13 protein-coding genes are annotated in these 13164 nt (G+C 56.9%); 5 read left to right on the forward strand and 8 right to left on the reverse strand.

Annotated elements, in window-relative coordinates:
* The first annotated feature begins 11 nt into the window (after nt 1-11).
* The gene (locus NMLP_RS12765; protein ID WP_015410540.1) at nt 12-332 is read left to right on the forward strand and encodes a DUF5783 family protein; all 321 of its coding nucleotides are present in this window, start codon (nt 12-14) and stop codon (nt 330-332) included.
* Between the two features lie 108 nt (nt 333-440).
* On the opposite strand, the gene NMLP_RS16290 is transcribed toward NMLP_RS12765, so the two are convergent.
* The 4 genes from NMLP_RS16290 to sufB form a co-directional block, all read right to left on the reverse strand.
* Complete coding sequence (locus NMLP_RS16290) at nt 441-590, reverse strand: DUF7563 family protein (protein WP_015410541.1); 150 nt, start codon at nt 588-590, stop codon at nt 441-443.
* 172 nt (nt 591-762) lie between these two features.
* Nucleotides 763-1626 carry a 2-oxoacid:ferredoxin oxidoreductase subunit beta gene (locus NMLP_RS12770; protein WP_015410542.1) on the reverse strand — a complete coding sequence of 288 codons (864 nt, stop codon included), beginning with the start codon at nt 1624-1626 and terminating at the stop codon, nt 763-765.
* 507 nt (nt 1627-2133) lie between these two features.
* The gene (locus tag NMLP_RS12775; protein ID WP_015410544.1) at nt 2134-2472 is read right to left on the reverse strand and encodes a 4Fe-4S dicluster domain-containing protein; all 339 of its coding nucleotides are present in this window, start codon (nt 2470-2472) and stop codon (nt 2134-2136) included.
* Nucleotides 2473-2518: 46 nt separating this feature from the next.
* Complete coding sequence (sufB, locus tag NMLP_RS12780) at nt 2519-3949, reverse strand: Fe-S cluster assembly protein SufB (RefSeq protein WP_015410545.1); 1431 nt, start codon at nt 3947-3949, stop codon at nt 2519-2521.
* Between the two features lie 329 nt (nt 3950-4278).
* On the opposite strand from sufB, the gene NMLP_RS12785 reads away from it, so the two are divergent.
* Nucleotides 4279-5271 (forward strand): transcription initiation factor IIB, encoded by a 993-nt coding sequence (locus NMLP_RS12785; protein ID WP_015410546.1) that lies wholly within the window; start codon nt 4279-4281, stop codon nt 5269-5271.
* A 202-nt stretch (nt 5272-5473) separates the two neighbouring features.
* Nucleotides 5474-5617 (forward strand): rubrerythrin-like domain-containing protein, encoded by a 144-nt coding sequence (locus tag NMLP_RS15295; RefSeq protein ID WP_015410547.1) that lies wholly within the window; start codon nt 5474-5476, stop codon nt 5615-5617.
* A 139-nt stretch (nt 5618-5756) separates the two neighbouring features.
* On the opposite strand, the gene NMLP_RS12790 is transcribed toward NMLP_RS15295, so the two are convergent.
* The 3 genes from NMLP_RS12790 to NMLP_RS12800 form a co-directional block, all read right to left on the reverse strand.
* Nucleotides 5757-6824 carry a CNNM domain-containing protein gene (locus NMLP_RS12790; RefSeq protein ID WP_049926804.1) on the reverse strand — a complete coding sequence of 356 codons (1068 nt, stop codon included), beginning with the start codon at nt 6822-6824 and terminating at the stop codon, nt 5757-5759.
* Nucleotides 6825-7230: 406 nt separating this feature from the next.
* A complete protein-coding gene (locus NMLP_RS12795; protein WP_015410549.1) occupies nt 7231-7659 on the reverse strand; it encodes an Lrp/AsnC family transcriptional regulator in 429 nt (142 codons plus the stop codon).
* 48 nt (nt 7660-7707) lie between these two features.
* Entirely contained in the window at nt 7708-8070 is a 363-nt protein-coding gene (locus tag NMLP_RS12800; protein ID WP_049926572.1) for a HesB/IscA family protein, read from the reverse strand.
* A 334-nt stretch (nt 8071-8404) separates the two neighbouring features.
* Here NMLP_RS12800 and NMLP_RS12805 point away from each other — a divergent pair, with 334 nt between their 5' ends.
* A complete protein-coding gene (locus tag NMLP_RS12805; protein WP_015410550.1) occupies nt 8405-10081 on the forward strand; it encodes a transposase in 1677 nt (558 codons plus the stop codon).
* 377 nt (nt 10082-10458) lie between these two features.
* Nucleotides 10459-12105, forward strand: coding sequence for a PAS domain S-box protein (locus tag NMLP_RS12810; protein WP_160169599.1), 1647 nt, complete (start codon nt 10459-10461; stop codon nt 12103-12105).
* 526 nt (nt 12106-12631) lie between these two features.
* On the opposite strand, the gene NMLP_RS15510 is transcribed toward NMLP_RS12810, so the two are convergent.
* A complete protein-coding gene (locus NMLP_RS15510) occupies nt 12632-13162 on the reverse strand; it encodes a hypothetical protein (protein ID WP_160169600.1) in 531 nt (176 codons plus the stop codon).
* Nucleotides 13163-13164: the final 2 nt, after the last annotated feature.

A 13164-nucleotide genomic window follows, 5' to 3' on the forward strand; every position in this document is an offset into this window, starting at 1 on the left:
TCGATCCAGTGATGACCGAATTCGATCGGGAGAAATTCGAAGAGAAATACGTGCACTATTTCGAGGAACTGGAGACGGCATACTCGAACGCGTATCAGCAACTCCACGGACAGGCTAACTCAGAGGTTCTCCGCGCTATCGACCGGCAGGTGCTCAACGAGAGTGAGCCGGTCTACGAGGGCGATGGACAATTTCGCGTCACTTTGCCCGACGATATCGAAGAACGGAGACAGACCTTGCCAGGCGACGAGGAGACCTTTGACGCCGTTCTCACGGAGTTCGTCGATCGGATTGAAAATGAATTGCGCCAAATTTTCGGATTTGAAGAGTAAGCGCGGGGTAGGGTCCTTTGATCTGGAGGTGGGATCAAAACACTAGTCGCCACGAATACAGCGGTAGCGATATCGTTGCGCTCTCAACCCCTGCTCTACTGAATTGAATTATATCTGGTCGCTACGCTCGCGTGTGGCTTCTCCGATGCCAGCATTCGCTGAACAAGCAGGACACGCGTACACTACGCCTGACTCATCGCCAAACACTCGTATGAACCGATCCGAAACGTGCTCTCCGCAGGTGCTGCATTCTGGCATGGTGTTATCGATACGGAAGGCGTCCAATTCTGGATCTGGGAGTATCGTCGTCTACGTGATTTAGAACACCTGCAATATTGATCAGAGCGTCTGTGCACCCGTCATAGCTCGACACGACACCGGTTGGGACAGCGGGTGAACGGTGAACCGACATGTCAGTATCTGTCATCGCTCAGTAGAACTCCCGGACAAGGTCCATCGCGTCGTCCGGGGCGCCGTCGGGGATGTCGGCCATGTTCTCGGTGAGTCCTTCTCGCTGTTCCCAGGGGGTGGAGTTCTCGTCTCGGTAAATGATGCCTTGGTACTCCTTGTCGGCGTCGAGGATGGCGTCTTTTGCGTCGTCGTAGTCGGTCGGGTCGTGGTTGTTTTCTTGTAGGTCGACGATGGAGTCTCTGAAGTAGTCGTAGGTGTCCACGTCGTTGAACGTCACACACGGTGAATAGACGTTGACGAAGCCGAAGCCGTCGTGTTCCACCGCCTGCTGGACGATCTCGGTGTGGCGCTGTGCGTCCGACGAGAACGACTGGGCAATGAACGTCCCGCCGGCAGCCAGCGCGAGCGCGAGTGGGTTGACCGGCGGCTGTTTCGGACCATCTGGCGTCGTCGACGTCTCGAAGTCCTCACGCGACGTCGGCGAGGCTTGGCCCTTCGTCAGCCCGTAGATGCGGTTGTCCATCACGATGTAGCTCATATCGACGTTGCGGCGGACGGCGTGGATGAAGTGGCCCGCACCGATGGAGTACCCGTCACCGTCACCACCGGCGACCATGACCTCCAAGTTCGGGTTGGCCAACTTCGTGCCGATACCGACGGAGAGCGCGCGGCCGTGGACACCGTGGAGCGCGTAGCTGTGCATGTAGGTGCCAATCTTTCCCGAACAGCCGATACCGGCGACGACGAACGTGTTGTCCGGGTCATTGCCGGTGTTTGCGAGCGCTTTCATCATCCCGTTCATCGTCCCGAAATCACCGCAGCCGGGACACCAGGTGGGCTGCTTGTCGGATTTGAAGTGGGTGAATCTGACGTCTGCACTCATATTGTTATCTTCTTCGCCTCCCGATCTTGACAGCCGGGTTCGCTGCTGTGTTGTTTCTCATTCCCGATCACCAGTCGCTCAAGTGATTGCTTGTCATCACTTCGATTGTGTGGGTGTATTGGGATCTACTCGTTCAATTCCTGCGTCAGCGAGTTCGGTTTTCACTGCCGGGGGAAGCGCTTCGAGTGTCTCGTCTACTTGTGGAGCAACTGATATACCGTCGACTCTCAGTGCCACTAACTTTCCACGGTTGCCCTGTGCGGCGACCTCAAATTCGAACGGGCGATCTCGTTCGTCAAGCGCATAGACCCAGACTTTCGAGAGGCCGTTTGCACTCTCCCAGTGAGCGCTGTTGAGGACGCTGAGACTCCCTGCAGGGGGAACACACGGCGAGCCACACGCTTGGCACTGGCCTGGGTGAGGCGAGGTGCCAACGTACTCGTAGTCGGCCCCGCACCGGTAACACTGCAATGTCAGAATCATCGTCAGCGCTCATCCACCCCGATTTCAGAGCCTCCCCGCTCGCCCCGGGTCAACGTCGATGGCGTCGACAGGGCAGACATCGACACAGAGCATGCAGTCAATGCACTGGTCCTCGTAAGTGGGATCGGCCTTGATTTCGGACTCGGGGTGGCCAGGGGTATCGGTCCACTCAAACACGTCAACGGGGCAGTCCTCCAGACAGGCCCCGTCCGCAATACAGATGTCGAAATCCACTGCGACATGGGTTCCGTGGATGCCCTGTTTGTCCTCCGTTGGTTCCTCGCCATCTGTCGTCCATACCCGGTGGTCCTCGTGGCGGTCAACTTCCTCGTAGGTGTTCTCGAAACTCGGATCGATAGCCATCGAGATATCCTCTCGTACGTTGTGTAGCGGTCAGCCGACCTGGTCACTACCCGAGCGATCCCTCCATCTCGAGTTCGATGAGCCGGTTCATTTCGACCGCGTACTCGATGGGCAGTTCCTCCGTGAGCGGCTCGATGAATCCGGCGACAATCATCTGCTTGGCGTCGTCGTCGTCCAGCCCACGTGATTCGAGGTAGAAGACGTCCTCGTCGCCGATCTTGCCGACGGTGGCCTCGTGGGCCACGTCGACCTTGTTCTCCTGGATCTCCATGTACGGCATCGTGTCCGACGTCGACTCGTTGTCGAACATCAACGCGTCACACTCCACGCTGGTCGAGGAGTTCTCGGCGCCGTCGGCGATGTGGACGAGGCCGCGGTAGTTGGTGCGGCCGCCGTCTTTCGAGATGGACTTCGACTCGATGGTCGACTTCGTGTCGGGCGCGTTGTGGTAGACCTTCGCGCCGGTGTCGATATTCTGTCCTTCGCCAGCCATGGCGATGGTGATGTGGTTGTCCGTCGCGCCGGGGCCCTTGAGGATGGTCGACGGGTACAGCATCGTGGCTTTCGAGCCCATCGACCCGGACACCCACTCCATGGTGGCGTCCTTTTCTGCGATGGCACGTTTGGTGTTGAGGTTGTAGGTGTTCTTCGACCAGTTCTGGACGGTCGAGTACTGGACGTGAGCGTTCTCCTTGACGAACACTTCGACGCCACCGCTGTGCAGATTGAACGCCGAGTACTTCGGGGCCGAACAGCCCTCGATGTAGTGAACTTCGGAGTTCTCTTCGGCGACGATGAGCGTGTGTTCGAACTGGCCCATCCCCTCGGAGTTCATCCGGAAGTACGCCTGGACGGGCATGTCTACGCTCGTGTCCTCAGGGACGTAGACGAACGACCCGCCCGACCAGATCGCGCCGTGCAGCGCCGCGAACTTGTTGTCGCTGGGCGGCACAGCCTTGGTCATGAAGTACTCTTTGACGATCTCTTCGTGTTCCTGGACGGCCTTGTCCATGTCACAGAAGATGACGCCCTGCTCCTCCCACTGCTCCTGCATGTTCTGGTAGACGATCTCGGACTCGTACTGCGCGCCGACGCCCGAGAGCGCGTTCTTCTCGGCCTCCGGGATGCCGAGCTTGTCGAAGGTGTCCTGGATCTCCTCGGGGAGGTCTTCCCAGTTCTCGGCGCCGCCGCGCGTCTCGATGTCCGGGCGAATGTAGGGGACGATCTCGTCGATGTCGACTTCCGAGAGGTCAGGCTGACCGGGCCAGTCGGTCGGCATCGGCATCTCCTGGAACTGCTTCAACGCTCGCAGCCGGCGCTGGAGCATCCACTCGGGCTCGTCTTTGTCTTCCGAGATCAGGCGGATGGTCTCCTCGGTGAGCCCTTTCTCAGCCTCGAAGGCCGACTTCTCCTCCTTCTTGAACTCGAAGCGAGCTTCGGTATCGGTGTCCTGAAGATGGTCTTGTTCTGAACTCATGAACTTACGTTGAGACTCTGGGCCCATAAGTTTGATTCATAACTATCTTTGATAGCTATCTGTACAAATAATCTCTTAATCTCCGATTCTGAGCACTTAAATTGGTAATAGATTTTTGCGATATAAAAACTTACTATCGCACAGACTCAAAAGCGGTATATGGTATCATTATCCACCGCTCGTCAGTCCAGGAAGCAGTCTGATAGCCGACCTCCGCTCAGAGTCGGTATACCCAGTTTGTCCGCTACTTTCCAGAGTTGCCGGGTTTGGGATATCCGCTTGCCCCGCCGGCAGCGACGCTCCCACTCTGTTAACGGGGGGAGCTGAACGTGACTGAGTCATTTACTACGCCAAGGGTTCGGGAAGAAGGCTCTCCCGAGGAACACGGTGAGACGGCCGAAAAAGAGCAGAATGACCTGTCGGCCAAAACGTGTCCGGAGTGCAGTGGACGCATCGTCCACGACGAGGCACAAGCCGAAACCCACTGTCAAGACTGTGGTCGCGTACTCGAATCAGATCAGATTGACCGCGGACCTGAATGGCGTGCGTTCGATTCGCGCGAAAAGAATGATAAGTCGCGGGTTGGAGCCCCCCAAACCCAGCAATTACACGATCGTGGCCTGTCGACGGTTATCGACTGGCGAGACGAAGACGCGTATGGACGGTCGCTCTCGTCCCTTCAGCGAAAGAAAATGCGACGTCTTCGGAAATGGGACGAGCGGTTTCGGACGAAAAACAATCGGGAACGGAATCTAAAGCAGGCGCTGGGGGAGATCAACCGGATGGCCTCCGCGCTTGGATGTCCCGATCCGATCAGGGAAACGACGAGTGTGTTGTATCGGCAGGCACTGGAAAAGGACATGCTCCGGGGCCGGTCGGTCGAGGGAATGGCGACAGCAGCCCTCTACGCCGGGTCACGTCTGGAGAATGCACCCCGGACACTCGATGACGTTGCTGCCGTGAGTCGTGTCGATAAAATCGAGATAGAGCGCACCTATCGCTATCTGGCAGATGAGTTGGAGCTAGAAATGACCCCGACGGATCCTGAAGCATACGTCGCTCGGTTCGCTTCCGAGCTGGGGTGTTCGGATGAAACGGAACGTCGAAGTCGGGAACTGATTCAAGCCGCGGTCGAAGCGGGTGTTCACAGTGGGCGAAACCCTGTCGGGATTGCCGCATCAGCGCTATATGCGGCTGCCAAACTCACAAATCAAGACGTCATCCAGGACGATCTGGCCGAAATCGCGAACGTCAGCAAGGTCACGATTCGGAACCGGTACACGGAAATTCTCGAAGCGGCAGACGAGGTGTCGAACGGGTGACCAGATCTAACCGGAAAGCAGTCCTCTTCTGTTCGTCATGTGGGCACGAAAGTCCTATTAAAGGCGATTGGAATATTCCTTCAGATAGTGACCAGTACCGACTCGAATGCCCAGACTGTGGATCTCGACTATTCGCCTTTAGCTAAAGTACTGTGAGGGTGCAGCCTGTATCTTAACAGTCTTGAGCCTCTACTTGAAAATCATGAGAGAAACCGATCCCGATCACTCTGAAGGAACGGTGTATGTGTGCCGAGAGTGTGGAACCGGTGTTAAAAGCGCGGGGCAGGGAAACAAGTGTCCTGATTGTGGTGGCCCAATGCGAAACACAGCTGTCCCGCATGACTAATCGTTCATTATTCTGAACAGTACATCATAGCCAGTTGACTCAAACGAACGCTCGTGACTCCGCCGATCAAGCGGAACCCACCGGAATCAAGGGCTTTATCGGATGCAATCAGGCATCTAAACAAGACCGTCTGTGTTCGCTAATCGAGTATGTCGGGGTCGTCTTGATCAAGTGGGTCTTCGACCTCACCAATAATGGTCTCCAGCAGGTCGGTGACAGTCACCTGCCCGACCACATCGCCCTCCTCGATGACGAGCGCGAGTTCCTGCCCTTCCGTCTGGAACTGATCGATCGCATCACTCACGTCGGTATCGGGTGAGAGCGTCATCGGCGGTGCTGCCAGTTCAGTGAATTCGCGGTCACCGGCGAACAGTTCTTCACGGTGGTTGAACAGCGCCGGACTGTAGACGACTCCACGGAAGTCGGTCAGGTTCTCACCAATCAGCGGATACCGCGTATGTGGGTGCTCTTCGAGTTTCCCGAAGTTCGATTCGAGATCGTCTTCAGTAGACAGTGCCACGATATCCTCGGGCGGAATCATGACCTCTTCAACCGATTGTTCGCCGATGGTCAAGGCGTTCATCACTTCCTCACGGCGGTCCTCAGCCACCTCGCCCTCTTTGAGTACCGATCCAAGCTGGTTCCGGAGGTCTGCACGGGTTTTGATGACTTCCTCACCGGTTTCTGTCCATGATTGGGTCATCTCGATGCCGAACAGGCCGAGTGTTGCCTTTGCAACCGAGTCACCGACCCAGATGGCCGGAGCGAGTATTTTCGCAAACCAGTACAGTGGTCGTGCTCCATACTGGGCGACCTGTTTGGAGCGTTCAACGCCGAGGTACGTCGGTGTCTGTTCGCCGTGGGTGAGATGAAGTAAGTTGATAAGAAGAAATCCGAGGAGCGAACCAGCCCCGATCGATGCCAGGGTCGTGTTTTCGAACAGCGGTTCGAACAGGGCTGCGAGTCCGGGTTCGGCGATAATCCCCAGTGCAATACTGGTCCCGGAGATCCAGACCTGACACGTCGTCAAATAAAACTCCAGGTCGTTAGTCATCTCCCATGCGAGTTCGAGTCCGGGTGTGTTGAGCTCCGATTTGGGATACTGTCTGAGACGGGTCAGGGCGAATTCGATTGCAACAAAGTAGGCGTTCACCCCGATAAGAACGATTCCACCGAAAATCCGTAGTCCGATCTCGAGCGGTTCCATCATCGGACCGTATTGACAGTAGACAGAAAATAGTGATCACATCGAGACAATGACGAAGACACAAAAAGCACGGTACACAGGCACACCCGGGTCACAAGATACGCGCGTTCTATTCATCACGGGCGATTTTGACACAAATCAGAGAGTACTGTTTCACTGAGTTCGGTAAGAGCCACTGGACGAACTCCCGTATTACGTCTGCAACCTCCTCCCCCGAGTGGGCACGTGCCGAGTCGTGGGCCGGGACATCGATGGTGCCATCACGCATTCAAGCTGGAACGTCACCCGGTACACGGGCGTATCATCGGGCTGAGGGTGAACTCGGGTCTGCGCGGTACCGCTGTCGTGGGGGTAAATCTCGGTACGGCCACCTTCGCCGTATTCCCACTATCCACGTTGACCCGTCTTATTTGAGCCGTTCTTGAAGAACAGCTGGGCAGGCCGTAGTCACGCCCTGAATAGAGAGAATCTGATCGCTAACGATCTCATTGAGTTCGGTACTTCCTGTCGCCTCAAGTTCGGCCATCAACATGTGGTCCCCGGTCGCGGTATATAACGCAGTAAGCGAGTCGAGCTCCGTGAGTTTACTCGTCGCCTCAACGTACTGGTCGCTCTCGACGTCAATTCCCACCATCGCAATGCTCTGGTGGTTGACTTTTTTTGGGTCGATTTCGACAGTGTACCCGACGATAGCGCCTTCCTTCTCGAGTTTCTCGATATACTTCCGGGCGGTAGGTCGTGCAACGCCAGCCTGGTCGGCGATCTTTCCGAGGGAAGCTTTCGGATCCTTTTTGAGAAGAGAGAGCAGACGATGCTCGAGTTCCTCAGCGTCCATCGTGTCTACTGTTATATGAAGCGGTAATCATCGTGCTGGCAGTCGTGTTCAGGTGCGGAAAGATTCGCCACAGCCACACTCCGAGACGATGTTGGGATTTTCAACATCAAAGCCTGCGGCTTGGAGACCCGTCTCATACTCAACAACACTCCCCCCAATATATTGGATACTCGCGGGATCAACGAACACTCGCAGGCCGTGGTGCTCGTAGATCATATCATCTTCGTCGGGACTCGTATCGAACCGCATCCCATATGACAGACCCGCGCATCCTCCTTGCTGGACGAATAGCCGAAGTCCTGCCGTGTCAGTGTCCAAGCTTTCTTGCTCCAAGAGAGCAAGAGCCTTATTCGAGGCAGCTTCTGAAACTTCGATCTCAGGTTGTTCACTCTCTTCGGCTGTCGTACTCATACGTTGAACTGATTGGGCCAGGGTGTTAATCATGACGCTCAAAACTGTGACGTAGAGTTAAGGCTCGAAATTGTCGAGAGAGAGCTATACGCGTGGCCTCAGAGCGATAGATTCCGCTGAAGACTGCCAGCGCCGGACATCATAGAAACCGATCGTCGGACCGAGTTGACCGGATCATGGGCCGTGAGGCGACAAGCCACCCTGTTTCAACGTGATATCCGGCACATCGAATCGGGGGACGAACGCAGACACAGAGGATGATTTGTAATAGTCGTCTTCAGAATCCCATGACGATGTGGATGATTCTTGAGCGCGTGTTGCTCAGTATCCCGTAGTGTGTTCGACTCCTGTATCTCGCCGAACCGTCTTTCGACGGATCGCCCAACGAAAGTACGGTGAGTGGCCGGCGTATAAATCGACACCACTGTACGATCGAACGTCGCTCGCCGGACTGGAATCCGATATCCGGACAGTCTCAGAGACATGGTTCGATCACGAAAGCCACGACTCGGTCAAGGAGTTCGTCTGTGCACTCCCCTTGGCCTACTTCCGGTTCAGTGCCCACGACCGGTATGCGGGGCCGACCCGCTACCAGATGGACACCCTCTTTCGGGTGTTCGTACTGAAAGAACTCCACGGGTGGGAACACGAAACAGCACTCGTCGACTACCTCGGGACCCGTCCTGAACTCTGCGAGCAACTCGGTTTCGAGGCGATCCCGGATCAGTCGACACTGTGGCGAAGCTGGCACGAGAGATTCACCGCTGACCTCAGGGAGACTGTCCAGACAACGGCTCGAACGATTCTCATCAAAGCACAGAATGCAGGTGTCGCGGTTCCGCGTGAGCCGGCACGAAAGCTCCGATACCACGGGAACGAGTCTGGTGAGTCAGACCCGGATGATCAAACCACGTTGAAGCAGGCAGAGAAGGTCACTGACCACGTCAGCCGTGTCGTCTTTCCGGCGTTCTCGCTGGACCGTGGCGAGGGCTGTGAGATCCACGAGAACGCCTACTGGGGCCTACAGACATATCTCGGACTTCGCGAGCGGCTGGCTGCGAACGAAGGGGCTCGTAGCTTTACTTATGAGTCGACTCGGGATCGGACACCGCTGGGGCACGCCCACCGGGAGCAGATTCGGGACATCTCGATTGAACAGGTTCGAGCGATGTACCGGCAGGCCATCACTCGGCTCCTAAGCGAAGTTGCGGAGACAGAGCAGTTCTTTCGAGCCGGAATCGTCGCGATCGACATTACCGAGGACGATCCCTTTACCGGCAACCGCACCGGCCGCGAGGACGAGATAATCGGAACGAAGGAGAAGAATGACCAATACGCCTACCAGTGGGCGACAGTCCAGTTAGTTGGGAATGCAGTTCCGATTGTACTGGACGCACGGCCAGTTCGGAAGGGTGATTCCCGCTTGGAAATCGTCAAGGATCTCTTGAATTCAGCCGAGGAATTGGTTCACGTCGATAACGTGCTGATGGACCGGGAGTTCGACAGCCAGCACATCCTAGAGATGCTCAGCCAGCGCGGACTCTCATACGTCGTCCCGAAACGGATGCAGACCAGCGAGAAAGCGCAGGCCAAGCGGTTGCTCCAACGAGACCGGAATCAATACGAGACTGACCGGAAGCTCCACCTCGGGAAGAACGAATGGCACGAGACGACGCTAATCTACCGTCGGAAAGAGGACTCCGAGCACGATGATCACCGGCAGTACTCGGTATTCATGACGAATCGAGAGAGTGGACAGCTCACGGAGTACGGCCACCGCTGGGAGATCGAGAGCGGGTACAAATCGATTAAGCGGTTCATGGCTGCGACGACCTCGAAAGATTTCGGGCTCAGGTTCTTTTATTTCGCATTCGCCTGTCTCCTCTACTCAATCTGGCGGGCTGTCGATCTACTCGTCCAAGCCGAGTTGACTGGCGAGTATGAGCACTCACCGGTGATTACAGCGGACAACACGCTGACGCTGCTGAAGAAGGAAACTGGAATCGGGTAGTGAGGAACTCTGTTCGGGTTAGCGTGCCGTCTGAGTGGCTACGCTGCTGTAAGTCTAGAAAATTTGTCCATATAGTTGGGTGTGTGACAAGAATAACCGCTTGGAGGGCCATCTGGGGCAGTACCCGCTGACCGAATCGGTCAAATTCACGCATCACAGCCCTGCTAAACCCGCTGTAGTCTCAACTTCCCGTGTCCAGTAGTTGAGACTGCAGCTTTCAATGTATACGGGATAGAACCGATCTGAGCAGTTTGTCGAAAACGATGGTTAGACGGTGAAACGGAACTGCTGTTTCCGACGATTCCAGAGTCACGGAGTCGGTTATTTTTCAGTGACATAACCGAAGAGTCATGCGGATTCGGACGCAGAGAGACCGTATGGATAGCGATGAGAGATTGAGCTCACAGACAACTCCCGAACTGGAGGATGTCTCATCGCTCGACCGGCTTCCGCTGCACTCAACTGATCTGTTGACGCTGCTTGACCCGTCAGGCGTCGTGCTGTACGAGAGTCCATCTATCGAGCGCCTCTATGGGTACGATCAGGAGGAACTGGTCGGGGAGCAGGTTGCCGAGTACTTCCATCCCGAGGATCGAGACCGGGTCGTCGAAGCGTTCGCTGCAATCGTCTCCGACGACGGCAACCACGTCGAAACCGTCGAATACCGCCACGAGATGGCAGACGGTTCCTACAGGTGGATCGAATCTGTCGGCTCCTCGAACCCCACACCCGAGGGTGATTACGTCATCAATTCCCGAGACATCTCCGAGCGAAAGCAGCGAGAACGGCAACTCCAGCAGACTCGTAAACAGGTCCAATCCGAACGCGACGGAAAGGAGGCCGTCCGCCAACTCCTCCTGGAAACCTCGACAGACCGGGAGATCGCCGCGAGTGTCTGTCGCTTGCTCGTCGACGAGTACGGCTATGAGGCGGCCTGGGTCGTCCGGAAGCAGGGAACACAGAGGGACAATCCACATTCGGTGATGGTCGCTGATTATGGCTCGGATCAGGGCTTCCGGCGACCGGACGAGGACGGCATTATCGACGCGGCGACACGACGGACGCTCGCCACAGACGACCCTGTGACGGTCACGACGTACTCGGACGAGAAACCAGAGATCGTCGCTAACCTGGAGCGGTGTGGGTTGTCCTCGGTGCGGTCGGTACCGCTGGACCACGAGGGAGTATCATACGGTGCGCTCACTGTGGTCCGGGCCGATGCTGGCAGCGACGTGGCAAGGCAGCTAGTCGACGAAGTGGCGGCCGCGCTCGCGTTCAAACAGCAGGTCCACCGCCATCAGGAAGCACTAGCTGGCGAGACAGTCACGGAACTCACGCTCCGGTACACGGGTGAGAACGTCCTGACGGCCCTGGCGAAGGCGCTGGCTGCACAGAAGTGCGACGACAGCGACGACAGCGACGACAGCGACGACACAGTTCCGGAACTGGTCATCGAAGAACTGCAGGGGAGTAGAAACTCGGGTGTCACGTTCCTGCTCAAGACAGCGGACGTGGACGCCGAAACACTCCGGGCGACTGTAGCGGGGTTCCCGTCGGTCCAGACGGCGACCGTCGTCGCGGAATCGGAGACGAGAGCAGTCGTGTCGGTTCGCGCTGACACAGGGTCGATCAGAGGACTCGTCGGTGGCCACGGCGAGGTCCTGCGTTCGATTACCGCCCAAGGCGGCCGCCTGGAACTGGTCGTCGAGTTCCCACGCCGGACCGACCTCGGAGCAATCGTCGACGCCGTGCAGGACCAGTGGCCAGAGGCGATCATGCACGCCTGCACCGAGCGGACCGTCGACGACGACCACCCGAGCGCATTCAGTGGGCTGACAATAAAACAGGAAGACGCACTCCGGGCGGCCTCGCTGTCGGGCTTTTTTGAGCGCCCACAGGAGGCCAGCGCCGAGGACGTGGCCGAAACACTGGACTCCTCGGCTTCGACCTTTCTCCATCACCTGCGCAACGCCGAACAGGCCGTCTTCGAGGACGCATTCTCCCACGACGGGCGAGTCGACTGATCCGACGGCGCGTGGCTATCTGTTCTGACTAGTTGCCTCGTTGTCACTGTTGCGTATATTTGTAAGCCAATTTTACACCAGCATGATGCGTACCAAAGATCGATATGTATTCGCTTCTATGCCTCTGTGGGCGTCGGTCGGTGGGTTCGGGCGCGGTCAGTTCCGCTGGCGGCCGGTACCGACCGACGGCGGCCGTCGGTGACAGACTACAGTCTCGTGTCGGTCTCGTGACCGCACCAGCGGGTAGCGCGAGCGGCCGGGCAGTGAGACGGCAGTGGTTCTGGCGGTGGTTGGCATAACGCGCACAGCGAGTCGACTGGCTGCGGTATATCTTGTCACAATCGTGGGGCTCGCGATGCTGGCGACCAGTGGTGGCTTTGTCGGGACCGCTACGACCGCGGCAGGCAATACGGCCCCGGACTGTGGCACAATCAGTTACACGACTAACAGTTCGGGCTGGCATGAGGTTACTAACGTCAGCCAGTTACAGTGTATCAATCAAAATCATAGCGATGCGACCAGTCTCTCAGACGCCCTGAGCAAAAACTACGTCCAGACCAGGGATATCGACGCCAGCGGAACAAGTAACTGGAATACTCGCAGCAGTTTCACCGACACGTTCTTTGTCTTTTCTGCCCCAGAGACCGTCGAACTCTCTTACGCACCAATCGACAGTGGTTCGCTGACAGTCACTGATACGGCTGACGGCACCTCGCTTAGCTTCAATGTGGTCGATGCGAATTCGGGGGAAATCGACCTCACCGAAGAACCGGATGGCGATGTAAAGGTCTCCTACGATACACAGAGTCCGCGAACGCTCGGGTTCGAACCGATCGGAAACCGTACCGACGAATTCACTGGCGCGTTCGATGGAAGCAGCCACACGATATCGAATCTGTTCATCAATCGGTCCGGCCGTGATCAGATTGGCTTGTTCGGTAATATCCTTGGGGTCACGATTACGAACGTCGGTCTCACGAGCGTCGATATCACTGGCAACGAAGATACCGGCGGGGTCGCTGGTGAAGTCGGTGGACGTAGTTCGCAGGTTAGCCACTC

Source organism: Natronomonas moolapensis 8.8.11, assembly GCF_000591055.1.
GTDB classification, from domain to species: Archaea; Halobacteriota; Halobacteria; order Halobacteriales; family Haloarculaceae; genus Natronomonas; species Natronomonas moolapensis.

Bases quoted from the DNA above. Each gene is read 5' to 3' on its own strand.
- NMLP_RS12770 (WP_015410542.1), bottom strand. From the start codon at position 1,626: ATGAGTGCAGACGTCAGATTCACCCACTTCAAATCCGACAAGCAGCCC.
- NMLP_RS12790 (WP_049926804.1), bottom strand. From the start codon at position 6,824: ATGGAACCGCTCGAGATCGGACTACGGATTTTCGGTGGAATCGTTCTT.
- sufB (WP_015410545.1), bottom strand. From the start codon at position 3,949: ATGAGTTCAGAACAAGACCATCTTCAGGACACCGATACCGAAGCTCGC.
- NMLP_RS12765 (WP_015410540.1), top strand. From the start codon at position 12: ATGACCGAATTCGATCGGGAGAAATTCGAAGAGAAATACGTGCACTAT.
- NMLP_RS12775 (WP_015410544.1), bottom strand. From the start codon at position 2,472: ATGGCTATCGATCCGAGTTTCGAGAACACCTACGAGGAAGTTGACCGC.
- NMLP_RS12795 (WP_015410549.1), bottom strand. From the start codon at position 7,659: ATGGACGCTGAGGAACTCGAGCATCGTCTGCTCTCTCTTCTCAAAAAG.
- NMLP_RS12810 (WP_160169599.1), top strand. From the start codon at position 10,459: ATGGATAGCGATGAGAGATTGAGCTCACAGACAACTCCCGAACTGGAG.
- NMLP_RS16290 (WP_015410541.1), bottom strand. From the start codon at position 590: ATGCCAGAATGCAGCACCTGCGGAGAGCACGTTTCGGATCGGTTCATA.
- NMLP_RS15295 (WP_015410547.1), top strand. From the start codon at position 5,474: ATGAGAGAAACCGATCCCGATCACTCTGAAGGAACGGTGTATGTGTGC.
- NMLP_RS12800 (WP_049926572.1), bottom strand. From the start codon at position 8,070: ATGAGTACGACAGCCGAAGAGAGTGAACAACCTGAGATCGAAGTTTCA.